The sequence below is a fragment of the Streptomyces sp. NPDC101237 genome (genome assembly GCF_044767465.1).
GTDB lineage: Bacteria > Actinomycetota > Actinomycetes > Streptomycetales > Streptomycetaceae > Streptomyces > Streptomyces gramineus.
The window spans coordinates 71,723-94,412 of record NZ_JBIWNY010000031.1 but is presented as its reverse complement, the minus strand read 5'-3'; the positions used below and the strand labels follow the sequence as shown (position 1 = coordinate 94,412).

25 protein-coding genes are annotated in these 22,690 nt (G+C 72.6%); 15 read left to right on the top strand and 10 right to left on the bottom strand.

Going from position 1 to position 22,690, the window contains the following annotated elements:
• Nucleotides 1–49 precede the first annotated feature (49 nt).
• The 3 genes from ACIRQ9_RS34660 to ACIRQ9_RS34650 all read right to left on the bottom strand — a co-directional run bounded on the left by ACIRQ9_RS34660 (nt 50) and on the right by ACIRQ9_RS34650 (nt 1,668).
• Nucleotides 50–199, bottom strand: a complete 150-nt coding sequence (locus ACIRQ9_RS34660; protein ID WP_404182778.1) for a helix-turn-helix domain-containing protein — start codon at nt 197–199, stop codon at nt 50–52.
• Between the two features lie 89 nt (nt 200–288).
• Entirely contained in the window at nt 289–651 is a 363-nt protein-coding gene (locus ACIRQ9_RS34655; protein WP_404182757.1) for a hypothetical protein, read from the bottom strand.
• Nucleotides 652–810: 159 nt separating this feature from the next.
• Nucleotides 811–1,668: a 3-hydroxybutyryl-CoA dehydrogenase gene (locus ACIRQ9_RS34650; RefSeq protein WP_404182754.1), complete on the bottom strand. Its 858-nt coding sequence runs from the start codon at nt 1,666–1,668 to the stop codon at nt 811–813.
• Nucleotides 1,669–1,839: 171 nt separating this feature from the next.
• On the opposite strand from ACIRQ9_RS34650, the gene ACIRQ9_RS34645 reads away from it, so the two are divergent.
• On the top strand, nt 1,840–3,066 hold the full coding sequence (locus tag ACIRQ9_RS34645; protein ID WP_404182751.1) for a glycoside hydrolase family 10 protein: 1,227 nt from the start codon (nt 1,840–1,842) through the stop codon (nt 3,064–3,066).
• Nucleotides 3,067–3,099: 33 nt separating this feature from the next.
• Here ACIRQ9_RS34645 and ACIRQ9_RS34640 read toward each other — a convergent pair whose 3' ends face one another.
• Nucleotides 3,100–3,300 carry a DUF1918 domain-containing protein gene (locus tag ACIRQ9_RS34640; protein WP_404182748.1) on the bottom strand — a complete coding sequence of 67 codons (201 nt, stop codon included), beginning with the start codon at nt 3,298–3,300 and terminating at the stop codon, nt 3,100–3,102.
• Nucleotides 3,301–3,313: 13 nt separating this feature from the next.
• Nucleotides 3,314–4,243 (bottom strand): DMT family transporter, encoded by a 930-nt coding sequence (locus ACIRQ9_RS34635; RefSeq protein ID WP_404182745.1) that lies wholly within the window; start codon nt 4,241–4,243, stop codon nt 3,314–3,316.
• Between ACIRQ9_RS34635 and ACIRQ9_RS34630 the strand changes: the two genes are divergently transcribed.
• From ACIRQ9_RS34630 to ACIRQ9_RS34620, 3 genes are all read left to right on the top strand, one after another.
• Complete coding sequence (locus ACIRQ9_RS34630) at nt 4,242–5,687, top strand: PLP-dependent aminotransferase family protein (protein WP_404182742.1); 1,446 nt, start codon at nt 4,242–4,244, stop codon at nt 5,685–5,687. The two genes, ACIRQ9_RS34635 and ACIRQ9_RS34630, sit on opposite strands and share 2 nt — an antisense overlap.
• A gap of 65 nt (nt 5,688–5,752) precedes the next feature.
• Nucleotides 5,753–6,199: a GNAT family N-acetyltransferase gene (locus ACIRQ9_RS34625; protein WP_404182739.1), complete on the top strand. Its 447-nt coding sequence runs from the start codon at nt 5,753–5,755 to the stop codon at nt 6,197–6,199.
• Between the two features lie 116 nt (nt 6,200–6,315).
• Nucleotides 6,316–6,909: a histidine phosphatase family protein gene (locus ACIRQ9_RS34620; RefSeq protein ID WP_362174387.1), complete on the top strand. Its 594-nt coding sequence runs from the start codon at nt 6,316–6,318 to the stop codon at nt 6,907–6,909.
• Between the two features lie 27 nt (nt 6,910–6,936).
• Here ACIRQ9_RS34620 and ACIRQ9_RS34615 read toward each other — a convergent pair whose 3' ends face one another.
• The 3 genes from ACIRQ9_RS34615 to ACIRQ9_RS34605 are packed head-to-tail and all read right to left on the bottom strand — an operon-like array spanning nt 6,937 to nt 8,851.
• Nucleotides 6,937–7,434, bottom strand: coding sequence for a DUF6314 family protein (locus ACIRQ9_RS34615; protein ID WP_404182736.1), 498 nt, complete (start codon nt 7,432–7,434; stop codon nt 6,937–6,939).
• A gap of 32 nt (nt 7,435–7,466) precedes the next feature.
• Nucleotides 7,467–7,898, bottom strand: coding sequence for a carboxymuconolactone decarboxylase family protein (locus tag ACIRQ9_RS34610; RefSeq protein WP_404182732.1), 432 nt, complete (start codon nt 7,896–7,898; stop codon nt 7,467–7,469).
• 50 nt (nt 7,899–7,948) lie between these two features.
• A complete protein-coding gene (locus ACIRQ9_RS34605) occupies nt 7,949–8,851 on the bottom strand; it encodes a LysR family transcriptional regulator (protein ID WP_404182729.1) in 903 nt (300 codons plus the stop codon).
• A gap of 81 nt (nt 8,852–8,932) precedes the next feature.
• Here ACIRQ9_RS34605 and ACIRQ9_RS34600 point away from each other — a divergent pair, with 81 nt between their 5' ends.
• The 11 genes from ACIRQ9_RS34600 to ACIRQ9_RS34550 all read left to right on the top strand — a co-directional run bounded on the left by ACIRQ9_RS34600 (nt 8,933) and on the right by ACIRQ9_RS34550 (nt 20,482).
• Nucleotides 8,933–9,877 carry a DMT family transporter gene (locus ACIRQ9_RS34600; protein ID WP_404182726.1) on the top strand — a complete coding sequence of 315 codons (945 nt, stop codon included), beginning with the start codon at nt 8,933–8,935 and terminating at the stop codon, nt 9,875–9,877.
• Nucleotides 9,878–10,137: 260 nt separating this feature from the next.
• Complete coding sequence (locus ACIRQ9_RS34595) at nt 10,138–12,687, top strand: YfhO family protein (RefSeq protein ID WP_404182723.1); 2,550 nt, start codon at nt 10,138–10,140, stop codon at nt 12,685–12,687.
• 22 nt (nt 12,688–12,709) lie between these two features.
• Nucleotides 12,710–13,684 (top strand): glycosyltransferase family 2 protein, encoded by a 975-nt coding sequence (locus ACIRQ9_RS34590; RefSeq protein WP_404182720.1) that lies wholly within the window; start codon nt 12,710–12,712, stop codon nt 13,682–13,684.
• Complete coding sequence (locus tag ACIRQ9_RS34585; RefSeq protein ID WP_404182717.1) at nt 13,684–14,097, top strand: GtrA family protein; 414 nt, start codon at nt 13,684–13,686, stop codon at nt 14,095–14,097. Before ACIRQ9_RS34590 ends, ACIRQ9_RS34585 begins: the two co-directional genes overlap by 1 nt.
• An 89-nt stretch (nt 14,098–14,186) precedes the next feature.
• Nucleotides 14,187–15,215: an N-acetyl-gamma-glutamyl-phosphate reductase gene (gene argC, locus ACIRQ9_RS34580; protein WP_404182714.1), complete on the top strand. Its 1,029-nt coding sequence runs from the start codon at nt 14,187–14,189 to the stop codon at nt 15,213–15,215.
• Nucleotides 15,212–16,363, top strand: coding sequence for a bifunctional glutamate N-acetyltransferase/amino-acid acetyltransferase ArgJ (gene argJ, locus ACIRQ9_RS34575; RefSeq protein WP_404182711.1), 1,152 nt, complete (start codon nt 15,212–15,214; stop codon nt 16,361–16,363). Before argC ends, argJ begins: the two co-directional genes overlap by 4 nt.
• A complete protein-coding gene (gene argB, locus ACIRQ9_RS34570) occupies nt 16,360–17,262 on the top strand; it encodes an acetylglutamate kinase (RefSeq protein ID WP_404182708.1) in 903 nt (300 codons plus the stop codon). The genes argJ and argB overlap by 4 nt, the downstream gene beginning before the upstream one ends.
• Nucleotides 17,259–18,455: an acetylornithine transaminase gene (locus tag ACIRQ9_RS34565; RefSeq protein ID WP_404182705.1), complete on the top strand. Its 1,197-nt coding sequence runs from the start codon at nt 17,259–17,261 to the stop codon at nt 18,453–18,455. Before argB ends, ACIRQ9_RS34565 begins: the two co-directional genes overlap by 4 nt.
• A 7-nt stretch (nt 18,456–18,462) precedes the next feature.
• Nucleotides 18,463–19,008 (top strand): arginine repressor, encoded by a 546-nt coding sequence (locus ACIRQ9_RS34560; protein ID WP_351320293.1) that lies wholly within the window; start codon nt 18,463–18,465, stop codon nt 19,006–19,008.
• Between the two features lie 150 nt (nt 19,009–19,158).
• Nucleotides 19,159–19,746, top strand: coding sequence for an RNA polymerase sigma factor (locus tag ACIRQ9_RS34555; protein WP_404182700.1), 588 nt, complete (start codon nt 19,159–19,161; stop codon nt 19,744–19,746).
• Nucleotides 19,736–20,482 carry a zf-HC2 domain-containing protein gene (locus tag ACIRQ9_RS34550; RefSeq protein ID WP_404182697.1) on the top strand — a complete coding sequence of 249 codons (747 nt, stop codon included), beginning with the start codon at nt 19,736–19,738 and terminating at the stop codon, nt 20,480–20,482. The genes ACIRQ9_RS34555 and ACIRQ9_RS34550 overlap by 11 nt, the downstream gene beginning before the upstream one ends.
• Here the strand turns inward: ACIRQ9_RS34550 and ACIRQ9_RS34545 are convergent.
• Entirely contained in the window at nt 20,477–22,291 is a 1,815-nt protein-coding gene (locus tag ACIRQ9_RS34545) for an ABC transporter ATP-binding protein (protein ID WP_404182694.1), read from the bottom strand. The two genes, ACIRQ9_RS34550 and ACIRQ9_RS34545, sit on opposite strands and share 6 nt — an antisense overlap.
• A gap of 75 nt (nt 22,292–22,366) precedes the next feature.
• The gene (locus ACIRQ9_RS34540; RefSeq protein ID WP_404182691.1) at nt 22,367–22,540 is read right to left on the bottom strand and encodes a hypothetical protein; all 174 of its coding nucleotides are present in this window, start codon (nt 22,538–22,540) and stop codon (nt 22,367–22,369) included.
• Nucleotides 22,541–22,690 lie beyond the last annotated feature (150 nt).

Here is a 22,690-nt window from a genome sequence, read left to right as displayed (position 1 = left end):
ATTGATCAGCGAAATGGGCGCTATTCCTCCTACTGAGGAAGTATCTGTATCAAGCCAGTGGCGGTCGCATCCGCACTTCCGCCCGCTTCAACGCCTTCCAAACTGTGCTTCTGCTAGCGCCCATCCTCTTTCCAATCTCGTTCGTACCCAGCCCCTGCGCATAAAGCTCCTTCGCTTGCCCTACCCTCCCCGGTGTCATCTTGGCCATCGGCCGCTTCGTGAAGCCTGTACGTTCCAGGTGTCGGTCCACTGTGCGCCGATGTATGCCATATCGCCGAGACAGCTCGTTCATCTCGACCCCATGCCGGTGTATGCCTCGACCAGCTCCGCCACTTCGTCCGGCGACAGCATCCGGCACTCGCGGATGTCCGTCGTTGCGGCAGGATCGGCCGACACCGGTACGACCGGCGGCAACGCCGGTTCACCAGCCCGTTCCAGCGCCTTCAGCAGCCGCGCCAGGGGCTTGCCGGGGTTCGAAAGCGAGTCACGGAGGCGCGCCCCCATGTGGAGGCTCGCAAGTGCTGGACAGGCCGCTGCGACCAGGGACTTTCCAGGGATTTTCCGCTGAGTAAGCGAGAAAGGCCCTGACAGCTTCGAAAGACACAAAGCCTCAAGGTCAGGGCAGGTTTGGTGGCGGTCGATGCCGCTCACAAGGCCGTGTCCCCGAGCAGTCCAAGTGGGCTGGGCGAGGACGCGCGGATAAGGACCTGGCGAGCGCCGCGAGAGCCACTCGCCGGCAGCGCCGCCGTTGGCGCTGTTCCGGGTGAATTCGCCCTCGAACAGCGCCACTTGACGGCGTCGCCGCACTTCCTAGTACGTGTAGAACCCCGACCCGGTCTTCCGCCCCAGCCGGCCCGCCTCGACCATGCGCTGCAACAGCGGGGGAGCGGCGTACAGCGGCTCCTTGTACTCGGCGTACATGCTGTTGGCGATCGAGACGATGGTGTCCAGGCCGATCAGGTCGGACAGCTTGAGCGGACCCATCGGGTGGGCGCAGCCCATCTCCATGCCGTTGTCGATGTCCTCGCGGCTCGCGATGCCGGACTCGAACATCCGGATGGACGAGAGCAGGTAGGGCACCAGCAGCGCGTTGACCACGAAGCCGGAGCGGTCCTGGGCGCGGATCGCGTGCTTGCCGAGCACCTTCTCGGCGAAGACCTGGGCGCGGCTGATGGTGCCCTCGGAGGTGGTGAGCGCCGGGATCAGCTCGACCAGCTTCTGCACCGGGGCCGGGTTGAAGAAGTGGACGCCGATCACGTGGTCGGGCCGGGAGGTCGAGACCGCGAGCTTCACCAGCGGGATCGAGGAGGTGTTGGAGGCCAGGATCGCGTCCGGACGGGTCACCACCTGGTCGAGCACCTGGAAGATCTCCGTCTTCACCTGCTCGTTCTCCACGACGGCCTCGATCACCAGGTCGCGGTCGGCGAACTCGCCGAGGTCCGTGGTGAAGCTGAGCCGCGCCAGCGTGGCGTCCCGCTCCTCCTCGCTGATCTTGCCGCGCTCGGCGGCCTTGGCCAGGGAGTTGAACAGCCGGGTACGGCCGATCTCCAGGGCCTCGCCGGTGGTCTCGGCGACCCTCACGTCCAGGCCGGAGCGGGCGCACACCTCGGCGATGCCCGCTCCCATCTGGCCGCAGCCCACGACTCCGACCTTCTCGATGTCGGTCACATCGTCCCTTTCGCTGATCTACGGGCGGCCGGCAGGTCCTCCTGATCCGGTGCCTGCTCCGTTCGTGCACGTTACCCGTAAGTATCGATGATCGATCGTGCGGGTGCGGGCATCCTGTGGCGCGGAGGCGATCCGTGACCCGGCGGATCCGGAGAGTAAGAGGGTCTTACGATGGCACAGGTGTCTCGCAGGGCGTTCACGGCGGCGGCGCTGGCGACGCTGGCGTCCGCGGTCCCGGGCGCGACGGCGGCGGCCCGGCCCCGGCGCACGGCCACCGGGATGCGGGGCATGTGGCTGGCGACCGTCTCCAACCGGGACTGGCCCTCGCGCACCGGGCTGTCGGCCTCCGCCCAGCGCAAGGAGCTGACCGCCCTCCTGGACAAGGCGGTCGACTACCGGCTCAACACGGTGATGTTCCAGGTGCGCCCGACCGCGGACGCGTTCTGGCCCTCGGCCCACGAGCCCTGGTCCACGTACCTCACCGGCACCCAGGGCAAGAACCCCGGCTGGGACCCGCTCGGCACGGCCGTCGAGGAGGCGCACGCCCGCGGCCTGCACCTGCACGCCTGGTTCAACCCCTACCGGATCGCCACCGACACCGACACCGGCAAGCTGGTCGCCTCGCACCCGGCCCGCAAGCACCCGGACTGGGTGGTGCGGTACGGCGGCAAGCTCTACTACAACCCGGGCATCCCGGCCGTCCGTGCCTTCGTGGTGGAGGCGATCCTGGACGCGGTCGCCAAGTACCCCGTGGACGGCGTCCACTTCGACGACTACTTCTATCCGTACCCGGTGGCCGGCCAGACCTTCGACGACGACGACGCCTTCGACGCCCACGGCGGCGATTTCTCCTCGCGCGCGGCCTGGCGCCGGGACAACATCGACAAGCTGGTGACGGAGACCGCCGCCGGCGTCCGCAGGCTCCGGCCCGGCACCCTGTTCGGGGTCAGCCCGTTCGCGGTGTGGCGCAACGCCACCACCGACTCGCGCGGCTCGGACACCGAGGCGGGCGTCGAGACGTACGACGACCTGTACGCGGACACCCGCAAGTGGGTGCAGAAGAACTGGATCGACTACATCGTCCCGCAGGTCTACTGGCAGATCGGCAACGCGGCGGCCGACTACGCCAGGGTCGTGGACTGGTGGGCCGGCGTGGCCAAGGGTTCGAGAACCCGTCTCTACATCGGCGAGGCGCTGTACCGGGCCGGCGGCAAGGGCGAACCCTCGGCCTGGCAGAACCCGGCCGAGCTGTCCCGGCACCTGACGCTGGCCGCCCAGTACCCGCAGGTCGGCGGGCACGTGTACTTCGCCGCCCGGGACGTGGCAGCCGATCCGATCGGCGCGCTGTCCCGGGTGGTCGCCGACCACTACCGGCAGCCGGCGCTCCCGCCGGGCTGACCGGCGCGCGGCCGGCGACCCCGTCGTTGGGGACTAGGTCTGCTGATGGGTCTCGCGGTGCCTGATCTGGCAGTCGGGGCCGGGCGACATGATGGCCTCGTGGCCGTCCTCGAAACGGACCCGGTAGGGCGGGTCGCCCCCGGGGCCCAGCACCTGGACGATCTCCGCGACATGGTCGTGCTGTCCGACCACCCTGCCGTGCTGGACGAGCTGGTCGCCCTCGGATGCACGCATTTCCAGGGCCTCCTCACGATCGCGATCGTTGGGTGACGGCGATGCACACGAGGACGGCGGCGGCCGTGAGTGGAGCGGCCGCGGTGAGGTGCTCGCCCAGCAGCAGCACCGACCACACCAGTGTGAGCAGCGGCTGGGCCAACTGCAACTGGCTGGCCCTCGGGACGCCCACGGCCGCCATGCCCCGGTACCAGACCACCAGGCCGAGGAACTGCGAACCCACCGCCACCCACAGCACGCCGGCCACTCCGTGCGCGTTCCAGACGACCGGCTCGTACGACAGCGCGACCACCGCGGCCGGCACGGTCAGCGGCAGGCAGCACACCAGCGCCCAGCCGATCACCTGCCAGCCCGGCATGACCCGGGCCAGCCGGCCGCCCTCGGTGTATCCGGCCGCGCACACCAGGAGCGCCGCGAAGAGGTAGCCGTCGGCGGCCGTGAGCGCGCCGCCGCTCTGGGCGACGGTGAACGCCAGCACGGCCGCCGCACCGGCCAGGGCCGCGGCCCAGAAGGTGCGGGAAGGGCGGACGCCCGTCCTCAGGGCAGAGAACGCGGCGGTGGTCAGCGGCAGCAGGCCCACCACGACGGCCGCGTGCGCGGTGGTGGAGGTCTCCAGGGCGAGGGTGGTGAGCAGCGGGAAGCCGAGCACCACGCCGGCCGCGACGACCGCCAGCCCCGCCCAGTGCCGCCGCTCGGGCAGCCGTACCCGCAGGAACAGCAGGCAGCCGCCCGCCAGGGCCGCCGCGAGGACGCTGCGCACCGCCACCAGAGCCCAGGGCCCGAACCCCTCCAGCCCCCAGGCGGTGGCCGGGAAGGTGAGGGAGAAGGCGACGACACCGAGCGCGGCCTGCAGGGTGCCGGCCCGGTGGGAGACGGGAGCGGCCCCCGGGGGAGTGCCGACCGCTATCGGGGTCGATGCAGTAGCGCTACTCTGTACTCTCATGCAAGAGTGTAGCAGTGTGGGTGAATTGGCGGAACGGTTGCGGAGCGACCTCGACCGCTACTCTCCAGGAGGAAAGCTCCCGTCGAGCCGGGCGCTCGTCGAGCAGTTCCGGGTGAGCCCGGTGACGGTCTCGCGGGCACTGGCCCAGCTGGTCGCGGAGGGACTGGTCGTCACCCGGCCCGGCGCCGGCGCCTTCAAGGCCCGGCCGCGGCCCGCGGCCGGGCCCGCCGGGGACACCTCCTGGCAGGAGGTGGCGCTCAGCGCCGACGGCGCCCTCGACGTCGTCCCGCGCACGGTCGACGCGTCCGGGGTCACGGTCTGCCTCGCCGTCCCGCCGCCCGGCGTCCTGGAACTCAGCGGCGGCTACCTGCACGCCTCCCTGCAACCCGAGCGCGCGATGGCGGCGGCGCTGGCGCGGGCCGGCCGGCGGCCCGGCGCCTGGGGGCGGCCGCCGCTGGACGGGCTGCCCGAGCTGCGCGAATGGTTCGCGCGCGACATCGGCGGCGCGGTCACCGCCGCCGAGGTGCTGATCGCGAACGGAGGCCAGTCCGCACTCGCCACCGCCCTGCGCGCGCTCGCCCCGCCCGGCGCCCCGGTCCTCGTCGAGTCCCCCACCTACCCCGGCATGCTCGCCATCGCCCGCGCCGCCGGCCTGCGCCCGGTCCCGGTCCCGGTCGACCCGGACGGGGTGCGCCCCGACCTGCTCGCCGACGCCTTCCGCGCCACCGGCGCCCGGGTCTTCGTCTGCCAGCCCCTCTTCCAGAACCCGACCGGTGCCGTCCTCGCCCCCGACCGCCGCACCGAGGTGGTGGCCATCGCCCGCCGGGCCGGCGCCTTCGTGATCGAGGACGACTACGTACGACGGCTGGTGCACGCCGACGCGGGCCCGCTGCCCCGGCCGCTCGCCGCCGACGACCCCGACGGGGTCGTGGTCCACGTCGGTTCGCTGACCAAGGCCACCTCGCCGAGCTTCCGGGTGGCCGCCCTCGCCGCCCGCGGCCCGGTCCTGGAACGGCTGCGCGCCATCCAGATCGTCGACACCTTCTTCGTCCCCCGCCCCCTCCAGGAGGCCGCGCTCGAACTCGTCGGCTCCCCGGCCTGGCCCCGCCACCTGCGCGCCCTGTCGGAAGCGCTGCGGATCCGCCGGTCCACCCTCACCGGCGCCCTCGCCCACCACCTGCCCGAACTGGCCCTCCCGCACATCCCCTCCGGCGGCTACCACCTCTGGCTCCGCCTGCCCGAGGGCGTCGACGACGGCACCCTGACCGCCGCGGCCCTGCGGGCCGGAGTCGCCGTCACCCCCGGCCGCCCCTACTTCAGCGCCGAACCCCCGGCCGCCCACGTCCGCCTCAGCTTCGCGGCGGTGGCCGGGACGGGCGAGCTGCTGGAGGGCGTACGGCGGCTGCGGGCGGCCTGCGACGAGATGCCGCGCGCCGGGACCTGAAACAGCCGGCCCCGGCCCCGGAAATCCGATCGACGCGGCTGCGGGGGACCGGCGAGGATCCCCGCATGACCGACACACCCGCCCTCCCCGACGGCTACGAGTTCTCCGCGGACACCGCCCGGGTGGACGTCGAACGCGTCCACCGCTGGCTGTCCACCGACGCCTACTGGGCGACCGGCCGTCCGCCCGCGCAGCACCGGCGGGCCATGGAGGGCTCCCTCAACTTCGGCGTCTACGAGAAGGCCGGCGGGGAGCAGGTGGCGTACGCGCGCGTCGTCACCGACCAGGCCCTCTTCGCCTGGCTCGCCGACGTGTACGTCGACCCGTCGGTACGCGGCAAGGGCGTCGGCACGGCGCTGGTCGGGGCGATCCGCGAGCACCTGCGGCCGTACGGCGTACGCCGGGTGCTGCTCGCCACCCACGACGCCCACGGGGTCTACGAGAAGCTCGGTTTCGCCCCGCTCGAACACCCGGACCAGTGGATGGCGTTCTCCTACGAGTCGCCGAAGTGACGTTCAGGTTGACTTGTCGGACTCCTCCGGACCATTGGGTAACGTTTCCCCCTCCTCGCGCAATTCACGTATCAAGAGGCCTTGACCTGCGCACTTGAGCGTCACACCATCGCCGCATGTCACTTCGGGTCACGTTCGTGGCGTCCGCACGCAGCGCACCGCTGCTCGCCGAGCGCTTCGAGGACGCCCGCCCCCTGGACCAGGCGGGCTGGGACGAGGTGCAGCGCGTCGCCGCCGACCTGCTACCGCTCGCGGCGGCCGAGCTGCGTTACTGTTCGCCGACGCCGCGCAGCCGCGCGACCGGCGAGGGCCTGGGCTACGCCCCGCTGGTGCAGCTCGCCCTGCGCGACTGCGACATGGGCCGCTGGCGGGGCCTGACGCTGGGCGAGGCGATGGCCAGGGAACCGGACCAGGTGGACGCCTGGCTCGCCGACCCGCGGGCCACTCCGCACGGCGGGGAGTCGCTGCTGTCGTTCATCTCCCGGGTCGGCGGCTGGCTGGACACCCGCCCGGTGGACGACGGCGGCCGCATCGTCGCCGTGGCCGAGCCGTCGGTGATTCGCGCCGCCCTCGTCTACGCCCTCAAGGCGCCGCCGTCGACGTACTGGTACATCGACGTGCGCCCGCTGTCCACGGTGACGGTGACGGGCCGCGGCGGCCGCTGGAACCTGCGGTTCGACCTCTCGCCGTCCCAGGCCGCGCGCCCCTGAGCTGAGGGTTCGCGGGGCGGGCCGCCGTCAGTCCGCGCGGACGTAGTCGGTGGTCAGGACCAGGTCCTTGGCCGGGCCGCCGACCCGCCACACCGTCCGCCAGTGGTCGGCGTCCCGGACGGTGAACTCGCCCCGGTAGAGGTCGGCCGCGCACGGATGGTCGGCGACGTACCGCCCGGAGGTCAGGTCCAGGTCGTGGAAGGGCCGTCCGTCGGCGAACCGGACGTCCGCCGTGCCCGGCCGCGGCCCCGGCAGGAACCGCAGCGTCCGCTCGGCCGGCCGCGCCACCCCCTGCCAGGTGAACGTCCCCGACTCCTCGTGCAGCAGCCCGCCACCGTCCAGCGCCCGGAACACCGTGCCGCCCTCGAACCGCCCCTCGGTCCCGCCGGTCAGATCCCGTACGGTCCGCTCGACCCGCCACCGTCCGGCCAGATGGGCCAGCACGTCCGTCACCGGCCAGAAGCCGCCCTCGTGCCGTCCGGCGGGGTCGTGGCGGCGGCTCTCGGAGGGCGGCGGCGTCTGCATGCCCCGACCCTACGCCCGCCCCGCGGGCCCGCTCACGCCCGCGGTTCGACCGGCAGCAGCCCGCGTTCGGCGAAGACCTTCTTGGCGACCATGGTGGCGTTGAGCGCCCTCGGGAAACCGCAGTACCCGGCGGAGTGCAGCAGCGCCTCGACGATCTCCTGCGGGGTGAGTCCGGCGTTCAGGGAGAAGTTGACGTGCACCTCCAGCTGGGGCTCGCAGCCGCCCAGCGCGGTGAGGATGCCCAGGGTCACCAACTGCCGGTCCCGGGGGGCCAGTTCCGGCCGGGAGTAGATCTCGCCGAAGCCCCAGGCGACGACCTGGTGGCCCAGCTCGGGGCTGATGTCGGCCAGGGATCCGAGGACCTGCTCCCGGAGCCCGCCGTCGACCTGGCTCATCACGTCGAGGCCGCGGGCGAAACGCTCGTCACGGGTGGTGCTCTCGCTCTTGTCAGCTCGTGCGTCCATGGGAGCACGCTAGGAGTTCGAGCGTGCTCCAGGTCAAGCCGGACTCGCGGTCAGCCCCGGGCGCGGACGGTCTCTGCCGCCGCCCGCAGCTCGCGGAGCACGGTCCGTACCGCCCGGCGGGCCGCCCGCTCGGGGCGGTGGAGGACGTCGACGTGGCGGTGGGCTTCGATGCCGTCCAGGGGCCTGAGGACGACGCCCGGATGCGGGCGGGACGTCCAGCGGGGCATCAGCGCGACCCCGCCGCCCGCGGCGACCATCTCGGCCACCACCGACGTCTCGTTGACGCGGTGCGCGATGTCGAGCCGGTGCCCGGCCGCGGCGGCGATGGCCTCGACGGTCGCCAGCAGCGGGAAGCCGTCGTGCACGGTGATCCAGGGCTCGCCGGAGACGTCCCGGGCGGTCAGGGCGGTCCGCGCGGCGAGCGGATGGCCGGTGGGCAGGGCGATGTCGAGGGGTTCGCGCAGCAGCGGGGTGGTCGTGGCGGTCCGCGGCCAGGGCGGCGCGTGCTCGAGGCGGTGGGCGAGGACCAGGTCGTAGACGCGGGTCAGCGGCGGGAAGCCGGCCTGGGCCACGTCCTCGTCGTGCAGCGCGAGCTTCGGGGACCCCGCGCCGCGCAGCCTTTCCAGCAGCAGCGGATAGAACGCGGCGGCCCCGCTGTGGAAGGCCGCCACCGACACCGTGCCGCCGGGGTCGCCCACGTACTCCTCGACGGTGTGGCGGGCCCGGGCCAGCGCCGTCTCCACCCCGATCGCCGCGTCGGCCAGCGCCTGGCCGGCGGCCGTGAGCACCAGCCGGCGACCGGAGCGCTCGGTGAGCGGCACCGGCAGGGACCGCTGGAGCAGCCGCAGCTGCTGCGAGATCGCGGAGGGCGTCACCCGCAGCGCCTCCGCGACCGCCGTGACGCTGCCCAGTTCGCCCAGCTCCCGCAGGACGCGCAGCTGCCGTTCGTCCACGCCGTGAGTGTAGCTCCGCTACAAGGTCGTTTGAGCAGGTCGTCGTTTACTTCACGGTGCCGCGCAGGGATCGTGAACGGCATGCCGACCACCCGTCGTACCGATGCGGTGCTCCTGGTCCTCGCCGTCGTCTGGGGCTCCAGCTACCTGACGGCGAAGACGGCCACGGACGCCCTCCCGGTGTTGATCGTCCTCTTCCTGCGCTACGCGATCGGCGCCCTCGTCTGCCTCGCCGCCCTGCGCGCGGCCGGCCCGCCCACCCGGGACGAGCGGCGCTTCGGTTCGCTGCTCGGCCTCACCCAGGCCGCCGTCCTCGTCCTGGAGACCTACGGCGTCGCCCACACCAGCGCCGGCAACGCGGGACTGATCATCAGCCTGACCCTCGTCCTCACCCCGGTCCTGGACCGGGGCCGGCTGCCGGGACGGTTCTTCCTCGCCGTCGCGGTGTGCGTGGCCGGTGTCGCGCTGCTGGTGTCGGGCAACGGGCTGCGCGCTCCCGGCGCCGGTGATCTGCTGATGCTCGGGGCCGCGGTGGTCCGGGCAGGGCACGTGGTGCTGGTCGGGCGGCTGACCGCGGGCCGGGCCGTACGGCCGTTCCAGGTGACGGCCGTGCAGACCGTCGTCGGCGCGGTCCTCTTCCTCCTGCCCGCGGCGCCCGGACTGCCGGTGCTGGCGCGGACCGGCGCCGTCACCTGGGTCCAGCTGGCCTACCTGGCCCTGGCGTGCGGTCTGGGCGCGTTCCTCGCCCAGACCTGGGCGGTCCAGCGCACCTCCGCGACCCGGGCCAGCCTGCTCCTGGGCACCGAACCGGTGTGGGCCCTGCTGGCCGGCGTCCTTCTCGGCGGCGAACGCCTCACCGCGCTCGCCGTGCTGGGAGCGGCGCTGATCGTGGCGGGGACCTACGGGGCCCAGTCCGTCGAACGCGCCCTGCGGACGGCCGCCACCTCGGCGGTGCCCGACACCGCCGCGGCGGTGCCCGACACCCCGCCCGACCGCGCGGACACGGGCCTCTCGCAAGCCCGTTAACCAGAAAATCACCTTCCTGAAATCCTTGGTTTCCTTTGATGTCGCGAATTCTTTCCGATATCACCGGCGGATTCGGAATTCGACCTGTTACTTGACGGACGACACACAACCATCAGGAACTTGAACCCGTCTAAGTCGGCGAATCACCGACCGACGGGGAGTACACCCCCGTATTTCTCTGGGGGCCGCACCGCATGAATCGCACGAGGTCGACCGGGCGCGAACAGGAGGTGAAACCGGCGCAGGACGAGGAGCGGGGAATGCGCCCCGTGCGGCGTCCCGCCGATCCGCGCCGGGCGGCGGCCCTGCTCGCGGCGCTCCTCACCACCGCCACGCTCTGCGCCGCCGACGTCGTGGCCCGCAGCTATCCCTTCGGCTCCCGCACGCGCGCGGTCAACGACCTCGGCAACCAGTACGTGCCCTTCCACGCCCACCTGTGGGACCTGCTGCACGGCAGGGCCGACGGCGGACTCCTCGTCAACTGGCAGTCCGGCTACGGCTCCAGCTTCCTGCCGGACGTCGGCACCTATCTGAGCAGCCCGTTCGCCCTGCTGGTCGGCGTCTTCCCGCGCGACGAGATCGACCTCGCGGTGTACGTGATCACGGTGCTGAAGACGGCGGCCGCCGGCGCCGCCATGGCCTGGCTGCTGCTCGGGCTGCGCCGCGGCCGCTGGTGGGCGGCCGGTCTGCTCGGCACCTCCTACGCCCTGTGCGGCTGGAGCCTCGCGCTCGCCTCCTACAACCCCATGTGGCTGGACGGGCTGATCGCACTGCCGCTGCTCTGCCTGGTCGGGGAGTGGACCATGGCCGGCCGGCGCCCGCTGCCCGGCGTGCTGATCGTGGCGCTCGCGTGGACCGCCAACCTCTACACCGCCTACATGGCCACCCTCGGCGCCGCCCTGGTGCTGCTGCTCCGGCTGGTGCTCGCCGGGCTGCCGTGGCGGCGCGCCCTCGCGGTGACGGGCCGGGCCGCGGCGACCGTCGCGCTGGGCGTCGGCCTGGCCGCGCCCCTGGTGCTCGTCGTCTACCTGGGCACCCGGCACGCCTACCCGGGCCGCGCGGGCCACTTCGCCCCGGTCGGCACCGAGGACCTGCTGGCCCGGCTGCTGCCGACCACCTACAGCTACACCTCCCCGGCCCTCTACGTCGGCATCACGGCGCTGGTCCTCGCCCTGGCGCTGCCCTTCCACCGGAAGGTCCCGGTGCGGGTGCGGGCGGGCTGGACCGTCTTGGTGGCCGCCGTCGGCCTGTCCCTGCAGTGGGCGCCGACCAGCCTGGTCTGGCACGCCTTCGCCGCCCCGAACGGCAGCTCCTACCGGCAGGCCTTCGTCCTCTGCGCCCTGCTGGTGATGGCCGCCTGGCAGGCCGTCGCGCACGGGCTGCCCGACCGGCGGGCCCTCGGCGCGGCCGCCGTGCTCCTGGTCCTGATCACCGCCGTCGCCGGCCGCAGCCGGCTGACCCGGCACCCCTCCCACCACACCTGGCCGGTGGTGCTGCTGGCGGTCGCCGGGGCGCTCGGCGGGCTGGCGCTGCTGAGCCTCAAGGGCGGCCGGCCCGCCGTCGCCGGACTCGCCGTCACCCTGCTGATCGGCGGCCAGGTCGGCGAGGCCGCCGCCACCGCGGCCGTCGACACCGGCGCGCGCCTGGGTCAGATGGACGACTACGCGCCCTGGGGAGACCGCCAGCAGCGGGAGGCGGACGCGGTCGCCGGGGCCGACGCCTGGCCGCGCTACCGCACCGAACCGGGCCGCTACCAGACCGTCGCCAACGACCCGATGACGGTCGGCGGCCAGGGCGCCCAGTACTACAGCAGCCTCACCTCCGACGTCCTCAGCCGTACCCTGACCGCGCTCGGCGGCGGCTGGACCTCGCGCGGCCGCAGCCTGCAGAGTCTCGACAACCCCGTCACCGACGCGGTCTTCTCGGTCGGCGCCCGGGTGCACAACCCGCCGGACCCGCACCAGACGTGGCTGCCGCAGGGCGGCGGCCCGTCGACCGTCACCCGCGAGGACGTCCCGCCGCTGGTCACCGTGCGCCCGGCCGCCCCGCGCAGCACCCCGGCCGGCTTCGGCACCTCGCCGTACCGCAACCAGGAACTGCTGCTGGGCACCCGCGTCTACACCCTGCCCCGCACCACCCTCAGCGGTACGCCCCGGGGCGACGCGCAGCGCGGCCTGCTGGTCGGCGGGGACCGGACGCTCACCGCGCGGTGCCGGCCGGGCAGCGAGGCGTTCCTGTGGGCGCCGCACTACTCCGGTACGGCGCGGGCGGCCGGCGGTGAGCCGCAGCTGTACCGGTCCGACGCCCAGGGCACGAGGATCGCCGCGATGCAGCCGCTCGGCACGGTCGGCGCCTCCGGCGAGGTGCGCGTCGCCCTGACGCCGAACCGGCTCTCCCGCGTACCGGCGCGAGGCGCGGTCGGCTGCCTCGACACCGCGAAGCTGCGCGCCGCCGTGCGGCGGCTGAAGGCCACCGGCGCCACCGAGGTGACCGTCGGCGACGGCACCCTGCACGCCCGGCTCCCCGCCGACAGCACCGGCACCGCCGTCGTGGCCGCCCCACGGATCGCCGGCTGGCGCTGCTCCACCGGCGGGGCCGAGGCCGCGGCGGGCGAGTTCCACGGCCTGATCGCCGTGCAGCTGGGCGCCTCGGCCACCAGCCTCACCTGCACGTTCCACCCGCCCGGCCTGCGCCTGGGCACAGCCGTCGGCGGCGCCTCGCTGCTGACCCTCATCCTGCTCGGCACCGTCCCGGCCCTGCGCCGCAGATCCGCCGTCCGCTCCGGCGAGCGCATGACCACCGCTCACTGACCCGTCCCCAGGGGGAGAACCCATGCTGATTTCGATCGTCGCGCCCTGCTACAACGAGGAGGACGTCATAGAGCGCTTCCACGAACAGGTGCAGAAGATCGCCAACGAACTCCTGCCGCTCGGTCACGACATGGAGTTCGTGTACGTCGACGACGGCAGCCGCGACCGGACCCTGCCCCTGCTCAGCCGGATCGCCGACGGCGACGCGCGGGTCCGGTACGTCTCCTTCAGCCGCAACTTCGGCAAGGAGGCAGCCCTGCTCGCCGGCCTGAAGCACGCCACCGGCGACGCCGTGATCGTCATGGACGCCGACCTCCAGCACCCGCCGTCGCTGATCAGGCACATGGTCGAACTCCGCGGCGAGGGCTACGACCAGGTCATAGCCCGGCGCACCCGGCAGGGCGATCGCCTCACCCGCACCTTCACCGCCCGCCTCTACTACCGGCTGATCAACCGGCTCGTCGACGTCGAACTCGTCGACGGCGTGGGCGACTTCCGGCTGATGTCGCGCCGGGTGGTGGACGCGATCGTGGACCTCACGGAGTACAACCGCTTCTCCAAGGGCCTGTTCGCCTGGGTCGGCTTCCCCAGCACCACCTTCGAGTACGAGAACGCGGTGCGCGAGCACGGCACCAGCTCCTGGTCGTTCCGCGGCCTGCTCAACTACGGGCTCGACGGGCTGCTCTCCTTCAACAACCGGCCGCTGCGCGCCGCGCTCTTCCTCGGCATGACGCTGCTGGCCCTGGCCGGCGCGTACACCGCGTGGATCGTGGGCGGAGCGATGATCAACGGCGTCCGGACGCCGGGCTATGTCACCATCATTACAGCCGTCACCGCCCTGGCCGGCGTACAGATGATCATGCTCGGGGTCATCGGGGAGTACACCGGCCGGATCTACTACGAGGTCAAGGGGCGTCCGCACTTCCTGGTGAAGGCGACGAACGTGCACCGAACGGACGACCGCACCCGCGGCACGACGAAGGACCTCATCCCCTGATGCCGAACGCCCTGGCGACCACCGGACCCACCCGCCCGATATCGGGCCAGATCATCACCTTCGCGGTGGTCGGGGTCATCAACACGGCGACGTACTACGGCCTCTACCTGGTGTTCCTGATGTATTTGCCGTATCTCGCAGCCCATATTCTCGCCTTTCTGCTCAGCATGATCGGTTCGTTCTTCCTCAACGCGAAGTTCACTTACCGAATTCGGCCCACCTGGCGTAAATTCCTGCTGTTCCCGCTGACCAACGCGACGAATTTCGTGATCACCACGGTGGGTGTGTACGTGATCGTCGACGTCCTGCACGACGGCAGCCGGTTCGCCCCGCTGCTCGCGTCGGCGGCGGCGATCCCGGTGACGTTCGTGGTGTCGCGCTGGGTCATGCTGCCGAAGGTCGAGGCCGCCTAGGGCCGCGCGGGGCCGACCGGGGCCCCGTGGAGGCCGTTGCATAAAAGTGCATGGAACCGTATAGTCATGCCATCTGGAGGAGGATGGACATGGCGGTACGTGCGGCGGTTGCCGGAGCGAGCGGATACGCGGGCGGAGAGGTCCTGCGCCTGCTCCTCGCCCACCCCGAGGTCGAGATCGGTGCCCTGACCGGCAACTCGAACGCCGGGCAACGCCTGGGCGCGCTCCAGCCGCACCTGCTGCCGCTGGCCGACCGGACACTGACCGCGACGACCGCCGAGGCCCTCGCCGGGCACGACGTCGTCTTCCTCGCCCTGCCGCACGGCCAGTCCGCCGCCGTCGCCGAGCAACTCGGCCCGGACGTCCTCGTCATCGACATGGGCGCCGACTTCCGGCTGCGCGACCCGGCCGACTGGGAACGCTTCTACGGCTCCCCGCACGCCGGGACCTGGCCCTACGGCCTCCCCGAACTGCCGGGTGCCCGCGCCGCGCTGGAGGGGTCCAGGCGCATCGCGGTACCCGGTTGCTACCCCACCGCCGTCTCCCTCGCCCTGTATCCGGCCTACGCCGCCGGCATCGCCGAGCCCGAGGCGGTGATCGTCGCCGCCTCCGGCACCTCCGGCGCGGGCAAGACGCCCAAGCCGCACCTGCTGGGCAGCGAGGTCATGGGCTCCATGACCCCCTACGGCGTCGGCGGCGGCCACCGGCACACCCCGGAGATCGTCCAGAACCTCGGCGCGGTGGCGGGGGAGAAGATCGCCGTCTCCTTCACGCCGACCCTCGCGCCGATGCCCCGCGGCATCCTCGCCACCTGCAACGTCGCCGCGAGGAGCGGGGTGACGGCCGAGTCCGTGCGGACCGCCTACGAGAAGGCCTACGCCGACGAGCCCTTCGTCCACCTGCTCCCCGAGGGGCAGTGGCCCGCCACGGCGTCCGTCCACGGTTCCAACGCCGTTCAGGTGCAGGTCGCATACGACGACGCCGTCGGCCGCATCATCGCGATCAGCGCCATCGACAACCTGACCAAGGGCACCGCCGGTGGTGCCGTCCAGAGCATGAACCTCGCCCTGGGTCTCGCCGAGACCACCGGGCTGACCACGATCGGAGTTGCGCCGTGAGCGTGACGGCAGCGAAGGGATTCACGGCGGCGGGCATCGCCGCCGGGATCAAGGGGAACGGCGGTCCCGACCTGGCCCTCGTGGTCAACGACGGGCCCCGCCGTGCCGCCGCGGGCGTCTTCACCTCCAATCGCGTGAAGGCCGCGCCGGTGCTCTGGTCCGAGCAGGTCCTCAAGAGCGGCCAGGTCTCGGCCGTCGTCCTCAACTCCGGCGGCGCCAACGCCTGCACCGGCCCCCAGGGCTTCCAGGACAGCCACGCCACGGCCGAGAAGGCCGCCGAGGTGCTCGGGCGCGGCGCCATCGAGATCGCCGTCTGCTCGACCGGCCTGATCGGCGTGCTCCTGCCCATGGACAAGCTGTTGCCGGGCGTCGAGGCGGCCGCCGCCGCGCTGAGCGAGCACGGCGGCGAGAAGGCCGCCATCGCCATCAAGACCACCGACACCGTGCACAAGACGTCCGTGGTGACCAAGGACGGCTGGACCGTCGGCGGCATGGCCAAGGGCGCCGGCATGCTCGCCCCGGGCCTGGCCACCATGCTGGTCGTGCTCACCACGGACGCCGTCGTCGAGAGCCAGGTCCTGGACAAGGCGCTCCGGGCCGCCACCCGCACCACCTTCGACCGCGTCGACTCCGACGGCTGCATGTCCACCAACGACACCGTGCTGCTGCTCGCCTCCGGATCCGCCGGCATCACCCCGGAGTACGAGGAGTTCGCCGAAGCCGTACGGCAGGTCTGCGACGACCTCGGCCAGCAGCTGATCAGGGACGCCGAGGGCGCCAGCAAGGACATCAGGGTCGAGGTGGTCAACGCGGCCAGCGAGGACGACGCCGTCGAGGTCGGCCGCTCCATCGCCCGCAACAACCTCCTCAAGTGCGCCATCCACGGCGAGGACCCCAACTGGGGCCGCGTGCTCTCCGCGATCGGCACCACCCGGGCCGCCTTCGAGCCCGACCGGCTCAACGTCGCCATCAACGGCGTCTGGGTCTGCAGGAACGGCGGCGTCGGCGAGGACCGCGACCGGGTCGACATGCGCTACCGCGAGGTGCACATCGTCGCCGACCTCGCGGCCGGTTCGGAGACCGCCACGATCTGGACCAACGACCTGACCGCGGACTACGTCCACGAGAACAGCGCCTACTCGTCATGAGCACCACCCGCAAGCACACCGCGCTCCCCAAGGCGCAGACCCTCATCGAGGCGCTGCCCTGGCTGGTCCGTCACAACGGCAGGACCGTCGTGATCAAGTTCGGCGGCAACGCCATGATCGACGAGGAACTGAAGGCGGCCTTCGCCCAGGACGTCGTCTTCCTGCACCACGCCGGTCTCAAGCCGGTCGTCGTGCACGGAGGCGGCCCGCAGATCAGCGCCGCCCTCGACCGGCACGGCATCGTCAGCGAGTTCAAGGCCGGCCTCCGGGTCACCACCGAGGACGCCATGGACGTCGTACGGATGGTGCTGGCCGGACAGGTGCAGCGCGAGCTGGTCAACCTGCTCAACCAGCACGGCCCGCTGGCCGTCGGACTCACCGGCGAGGACGCCCACACCATCAGCGCCACCAAGCACACGCCCGAGATCGACGGCGAACGCGTCGACATCGGGCGGGTCGGCGAGATCACCGCGATCGACACGGGCGCGATCGAGGCACTGCTCGCCGACGGCCGGATCCCGGTCGTCTCCTCGATCGCCCGCTCCCAGGACGACGGACATGTCTACAACGTCAATGCTGATACGGCGGCTGCGGCACTCGCTGCTGCGCTGGGCGCCGAGACCCTCATGGTCCTCACCGATGTCGAGGGCCTCTACGAGGACTGGCCGCACTCCGACGAGGTGATCAGCCGCCTCACCGCTTCCCAGCTGGAGAAGCTGCTGCCGGAACTCAGCTCCGGCATGGTGCCGAAGATGGAGGGCTGCCTGCACGCCGTGCGCAACGGCGTCACCACCGCCCGTGTCATCGACGGCCGGGTCCAGCACTCGATCCTGCTGGAGATCTTCACGGACGAAGGCATCGGCACGATGGTCGTGCCCGACCCGCAGGGGGAGTCATGAGCAATGAGGAACTGACCACGCGCTGGCAGGGCGCGCTCATGAACAACTACGGCACGCCGCGGCTGCCCCTGGCGCGCGGCGAGGGCGTCAGGGTCTGGGACACCGAGGGCCGGCCGTACCTCGACTTCGTCGGCGGCATCGCCACCAACGCCCTCGGCCACGCCCACCCCGCGATCGTCGAGGCCGTGAGCGGGCAGATCGCCTCCCTCGGCCACATCTCCAACTTCTTCATGGCCGAACCCACCGTCACCCTCGCCGAACGGCTGCTCCAGCTCTTCGGCCGCGACGGCCGGGTCTTCTTCTGCAACTCCGGCGCCGAGGCCAACGAGGCCGCGTTCAAGATCGGCCGGCTGACCGGGCGGACCCACATGGTCGCCACCGACGGCGGCTTCCACGGCCGCACCATGGGTGCCCTCGCGCTCACCGGCCAGCCCGCCAAGCAGGACCCGTTCCGCCCGCTGCCCGCCGACGTCACCCACGTGCCCTACGGCGACGCGCAGGCGCTGGCCGCCGCCGTCACCGAGGACACCGCCCTCGTCGTCATCGAGCCCGTGCAGGGCGAGAACGGCGTGGTCGTGCCGCCGGCCGGCTACCTGAAGGCGGCCCGCGCCATCACCGCCGCCACCGGCGCGCTGCTCGTCCTGGACGAGGTGCAGACCGGCATCGGCCGCACCGGCACCTGGTTCGAGTACCAGGCCCACGAAGGCGTCCTGCCCGACGTCGTCACCCTCGCCAAGCAGCTCGGTGGCGGTCTGCCGCTCGGCGCCACGGTGGCCTTCGGGCGGGCCGCGGAGCTGCTGCGGCCCGGCCACCACGGCACGACCTTCGGCGGCAACCCGGTCGCCTGCGCCGCCGGCCTCGCCGTGCTCGACACCATCGAGAACGAGGGGTTGCTGGAGAACGTCAAGCGGCAGAGCGAGAGGCTGCGGGACGGAATCGAGGGTCTGGGCCACCGGTTGATCGATTATGTCCGGGGCGCGGGTCTCCTCCTGGGTATCGTGCTCACCGAGCCGCTGGCGGTCCAGGTGCAGCAGGCGGCTCAGGAGGCCGGGTTCCTGGTGAACGCGCCCGCCCCCGACGTCGTACGGCTGATGCCCCCGCTGAACCTTCGCGACGACGAGGCGGACGCCCTGCTGCGGGCCCTGCCCGGCATCCTCGACGCAGCGAGCGGGGACGGACGATCCGGAGAATGAGACGACGATGAGCCAGGCGCAGGAGTTCGACCAGTCCGGCGGGGCGGGGCCCGCGGTACCGCAGACCCGGACCGCCCGGCACCGCCGGATCGTGGACATCCTCAACCGGCAGCCGGTGCGGTCGCAGAGCCAGCTCGCCAAGCTGCTCGCCGACGACGGTCTGACGGTCACCCAGGCGACGCTCTCCCGGGACCTCGACGAACTGAACGCGGTGAAGATCCGCAACACCGACGGGGAACTGATCTACGCGGTGCCGAGCGAGGGCGGTTTCCGCACCCCGCGCGCGCCGCTCGGGGAGTCGGCGAAGGAGGAGCGGATGCGCCGCCTGTCGCAGGAGCTGCTGATCTCGGCGGAGGCGTCGGCGAACCTGGTCGTCCTGCGGACCCCTCCGGGGGCGGCGCAGTTCCTCGCGTCGGCGATCGACCAGGCGGAGCTGCAGGACATCCTGGGCACGATCGCGGGCGACGACACGCTGCTGCTCATCAGCCGCGAGCCCACCGGCGGCCAGGCGCTGGCCGACCATCTGCTGCGGCTGGCCCAGAACGGGCACTGACGGCGCCGGGCGCCACCGGCGGCCGTCCAGGCCGCCCCCGACCCGCGTGCGGGGCCCGGTCCCGCGGCGGACAATGGCCGTGTGATCTTCCGCGGCGAGCGGTCAGGCGGGCGGGCAATCCCCTGGCGGCCGTCGAACGTACCCAGGGGTGTGTCGGGATTCCGGTTCCCTGTCGGCCGTCTCCCGGACGAGGCTCTGCTGTCCGGGCTGGCCACCGGAGACCCGGAGCTCGCCGAGGTCTTCGTACGAAGGTTTCAGCGCCGGGTCTTCGGGGTCGCGATGGCCGTCACCGGGGACCAGCAGCTCGCGGAGGACGTCGCTCAGCAGACGTTCGAGCGCGCCTGGCGGCATGCCCAGATCTACGACTCGCGTCGCGGCTCGGTCGGGACCTGGCTCACCACGATCGCCCACAACCTCGCCGTCGACGCCGTACGGGCACGGCGTACCGAACCGATGGCGCCCGAGGACCTCGATCCCCTCCTCGACGCCGTCACCGACACCCCCGAGCGGTGGGCACTGGCCGACGAGGCCTCCACCCAGCTGCGGGCCGCGCTGGGCCGCCTGCCCCGCGAGCAGGCCCGTGCCCTGATGATGGCCGGCATCTACGGCATGACGGCCCAGCAGATCGCCGACGTGGAGCGGATCCCGCTGGGCACGGCCAAGACACGGATCAGAGCCGCGATGGCGAAACTCCGCACCGCGCTCGCGTCCCCGAAGGGAGGCGGCCATGCCCGGTGACGCGCACTGCGCGAAGCTGCGCGACGTCGGCGCCGAACTGGCGCTGGGCGTCCTGCCCGGCCGCGAGCGGGCCGAGGCGATGGCTCATCTCGACGGATGCGCCGACTGCCGGGAGTACGTGCGCCGGCTCACCGGCGTCGGCGACCGGCTGATCGGCCTGCTGCCGGAGAGCGACCCGCCCCCCGGCTTCGCGACCCGGGTGGCGCGGAGCCTGGCCGAGCAGGCGGACGGGGCCCGGCCGGTCCGCGGCGCCCAGCGCCGGCCCGGCCGCGTCCGGCGGCTGCGGCTGCGGCTCGCCGCGGTCGCCACCGCCGCGGTGGTCGCGGTCGGCTTCGCCGGCTGGGCGGTCGGCAGCGCCGTCGAGGGCGCCGTCACCGCCTCGGCGCCCCCGGCCGAGTCCGAACCCGTGCTGGTCGGGGACATGATCCCGGCGGGCGGCGGAGAACCCGTCGGCGAGATCTACGCCCATCCCGGCAGCCCCGCCTGGATGTTCGTCTCCGTCGCCCTCGCCGGCACCTCGTACACCGGCCGGGTCACCTGTCTCCTGGCCCGCGCCGACGGCACGACCACCCGGATCGGCGACTTCCCGCTGCGCGACGGCCGCGGCAGCTGGGGTGCGGCCGTGCCCGTGGACCTCACCCGGTACGCGGCCGCGCGTCTGGCCTCGTCCGACGGCTCCGTCCTCGCCACCGCCCGGCTGCAGAAGGGCGAGGTGGTGACCCCCGAAGGGTCATGACAGCACCGCTCCCGAGCCGAGCCGGTGCAGCAGGGCGTACGGCCCCTCCCGCCGGAGGAGATCCGCGTGCGTGCCGTCCTCCACGACCCGGCCGCCGTCGAGCACCACGATCCGGTGGGCGTCCCGGACGGTCTGCAGCTGGTGCGAGACGATCACGGTGGTCCGGCCGGCCATCAGCCGCCGCAGCGGTTCCATGATCCGCCGGGCCGACCCGATGTCCAGCCCGGCGGTGGGCTCGTCCAGCAGGAGCACCGGCGCGTCCCGGATCATCGCCCGGGCGATCGCCAGCCGGCGGCTCTGCCCGCCGGAGAGGGTCCGGCCGCGCTGTCCGACGAGCGTGTCGTAGCCGTCCGGGAGCCGCTGGACGAACCCGTGGGCGTCCGCGGCCCGCGCCGCCGCGACGATCTCCGCCTCCGTGGCCGTCGGCCGGCCGTAGGCGATGTTCTCCCGCACGGTGCCGTGGAAGACGTACGTCTCCTGCAGCACCACCGCGATGTTCTCCCGCACGTCCGCCAGGCCCAGCTCGCGCAGGTCGGTCCCGTCCAGCCGGACCGCGCCCCGGTCGGGGTCGTAGAACCGCAACTGCAGTTTCGCGAGCGTGGACTTGCCCGACCCGCTCGCCCCGACCAGCGCCAGGGTCTCCCCGGGATCGGCCCGGAACGACACGTCCGACAGCGCCCAGGCCGACGTGCCGGGATAGCGGAACCACACGCCGTCGAACTCCACGCCGCCCCGCGCCCGGTGAATCCGGCGCGCCCCCGCCGCCTCGGCCACCTGGGGCCGCTCGTCGAGCAGTTCGATGATCCGTTCCGCGGCGGCGGACGCCGTGTAGAAGGCGGTGCCCAGCCCGGACAGCCCGTGAACCGGGCTGTACAGCTTGCCGATCAGCGCGAGGAAGACCAGCAGCCCGCCGAGCGTGAGCTGGCCCTGCGCCAGCTTCCAGGTGCCGAGGGCCAGCACCGCGAGGCCGCCGGCCACCTCCACGAACTCGACCGCGGGCGCGTACACCGCGTGGATCCGCGCCGAGGCCATCGCCGCCCGGAACCGGCCGGCGTTCTCCCGCTCGAACCGGCGCGCCTCCCAGGCCTGCCGGTTGTAGGCCTGGACGAGGGCGACGTTGCCCAGCGACTCCTCGGCGATCGCGCCGAGCGCCCCGCCGCGCCGCCTGCGCTCCCGCGAGGCGTCCCTGACCAGCCGCGAGAAATACCGGGCCGCGCCCCAGAACAGCGGGACGACGACGAGGGCGAGCAGGGTCAGGTCCCAGCGCAGGTAGACCAGCATGCCGAGGTAGATGCCCAGGCTGACCACGTAGTACAGGGCGTCCGCGACCCCCGAGAGCAGGAAGGTCTCCACCGCGTCGACGTCGCCCGTCACCCGCGACAGCACGTCACCGAGCCGACGGCGCTCGAAGAAGCCGAGCGAGAGGCCCTGGACGTGCCGGAAGACGTCGGCGCGCAGGGCGAGCAGGAAGCGTTCGCCGACCCAGGTGGAGGTCACGTCGTCGGCGAAGCCGAGCACCCCGGAGCACAGGACCAGGCCCAGGTAGGCGGGCGCGATCCACAGGAAGGGCCGCAGGTCCCGGCCGACGAGCACGTCGTCGACGACGAACTTGAAGAGCCAGAGCTCGGCGGCGTCGACGGCCGGGCCGGTCAGGCTCAGCAGGACGAGCGGCAGGAGCCAGCGCCGGCCGCCTCGGGTGTACGGCCAGAACCGCCGGAAGACCTCCCGCGGGGAGACCCGGGGGGCGGCCGCGACCACCGTGTCCGAAGGGTCGGCGGCCGACAGCAGACGCCGCAGGACGTGTGCCATGACAGGGACACCTCGGAGAACACCGGCGGAGCGGACCGGCTGACCCGGCGCCGGTCCGCTCCGCCTTCGGTGTGGTCAGTAGCGGTCGCCGTGGTCGTGCCGGTCGCCGTGGTCGTGACCGTGGCCGCGCCGGTCGCCGTGATCGTGGTCGCGGTCGTGCCGGTGCCCGTGCCGCGAGAAGTCGTCGTGGTCGCGGTAGTGGTCGTTGCGCCGGTTCTTGAACGGCATCAGATTGCTGAAGACGGCCATGGTGTTCCTCCCGAAACTTGCGTCACAGGGGATACGGCCGGGGAAGCGATCGGGATCGCCTTTTGCGGGACGAACCGGGAAATTTTCTCGGCCGCGGGCCGGTGGGGGCCGATCGCGCGGTTCCCCGCGCCCCTGCGGGGCGCATCTCGG

What these genes read in the sequence shown, in the direction of transcription:
- ACIRQ9_RS34550 (WP_404182697.1), top strand. Translation starts at nt 19,736, where the DNA reads ATGCCCGGTGACGCGCACTGCGCGAAGCTGCGCGACGTCGGCGCCGAA.
- ACIRQ9_RS34640 (WP_404182748.1), bottom strand. Translation starts at nt 3,300, where the DNA reads ATGCGTGCATCCGAGGGCGACCAGCTCGTCCAGCACGGCAGGGTGGTC.
- ACIRQ9_RS34610 (WP_404182732.1), bottom strand. Translation starts at nt 7,898, where the DNA reads ATGGACGCACGAGCTGACAAGAGCGAGAGCACCACCCGTGACGAGCGT.
- ACIRQ9_RS34595 (WP_404182723.1), top strand. Translation starts at nt 10,138, where the DNA reads ATGCGCCCCGTGCGGCGTCCCGCCGATCCGCGCCGGGCGGCGGCCCTG.
- ACIRQ9_RS34660 (WP_404182778.1), bottom strand. Translation starts at nt 199, where the DNA reads ATGACACCGGGGAGGGTAGGGCAAGCGAAGGAGCTTTATGCGCAGGGG.
- ACIRQ9_RS34630 (WP_404182742.1), top strand. Translation starts at nt 4,242, where the DNA reads ATGCAAGAGTGTAGCAGTGTGGGTGAATTGGCGGAACGGTTGCGGAGC.
- ACIRQ9_RS34560 (WP_351320293.1), top strand. Translation starts at nt 18,463, where the DNA reads ATGAGCCAGGCGCAGGAGTTCGACCAGTCCGGCGGGGCGGGGCCCGCG.
- ACIRQ9_RS34585 (WP_404182717.1), top strand. Translation starts at nt 13,684, where the DNA reads ATGCCGAACGCCCTGGCGACCACCGGACCCACCCGCCCGATATCGGGC.
- ACIRQ9_RS34540 (WP_404182691.1), bottom strand. Translation starts at nt 22,540, where the DNA reads ATGGCCGTCTTCAGCAATCTGATGCCGTTCAAGAACCGGCGCAACGAC.
- ACIRQ9_RS34615 (WP_404182736.1), bottom strand. Translation starts at nt 7,434, where the DNA reads ATGCAGACGCCGCCGCCCTCCGAGAGCCGCCGCCACGACCCCGCCGGA.
- ACIRQ9_RS34545 (WP_404182694.1), bottom strand. Translation starts at nt 22,291, where the DNA reads ATGGCACACGTCCTGCGGCGTCTGCTGTCGGCCGCCGACCCTTCGGAC.
- argB (WP_404182708.1), top strand. Translation starts at nt 16,360, where the DNA reads ATGAGCACCACCCGCAAGCACACCGCGCTCCCCAAGGCGCAGACCCTC.
- ACIRQ9_RS34635 (WP_404182745.1), bottom strand. Translation starts at nt 4,243, where the DNA reads ATGAGAGTACAGAGTAGCGCTACTGCATCGACCCCGATAGCGGTCGGC.
- ACIRQ9_RS34645 (WP_404182751.1), top strand. Translation starts at nt 1,840, where the DNA reads ATGGCACAGGTGTCTCGCAGGGCGTTCACGGCGGCGGCGCTGGCGACG.
- ACIRQ9_RS34620 (WP_362174387.1), top strand. Translation starts at nt 6,316, where the DNA reads ATGTCACTTCGGGTCACGTTCGTGGCGTCCGCACGCAGCGCACCGCTG.
- ACIRQ9_RS34600 (WP_404182726.1), top strand. Translation starts at nt 8,933, where the DNA reads ATGCCGACCACCCGTCGTACCGATGCGGTGCTCCTGGTCCTCGCCGTC.
- ACIRQ9_RS34625 (WP_404182739.1), top strand. Translation starts at nt 5,753, where the DNA reads ATGACCGACACACCCGCCCTCCCCGACGGCTACGAGTTCTCCGCGGAC.
- argC (WP_404182714.1), top strand. Translation starts at nt 14,187, where the DNA reads ATGGCGGTACGTGCGGCGGTTGCCGGAGCGAGCGGATACGCGGGCGGA.
- ACIRQ9_RS34565 (WP_404182705.1), top strand. Translation starts at nt 17,259, where the DNA reads ATGAGCAATGAGGAACTGACCACGCGCTGGCAGGGCGCGCTCATGAAC.
- ACIRQ9_RS34590 (WP_404182720.1), top strand. Translation starts at nt 12,710, where the DNA reads ATGCTGATTTCGATCGTCGCGCCCTGCTACAACGAGGAGGACGTCATA.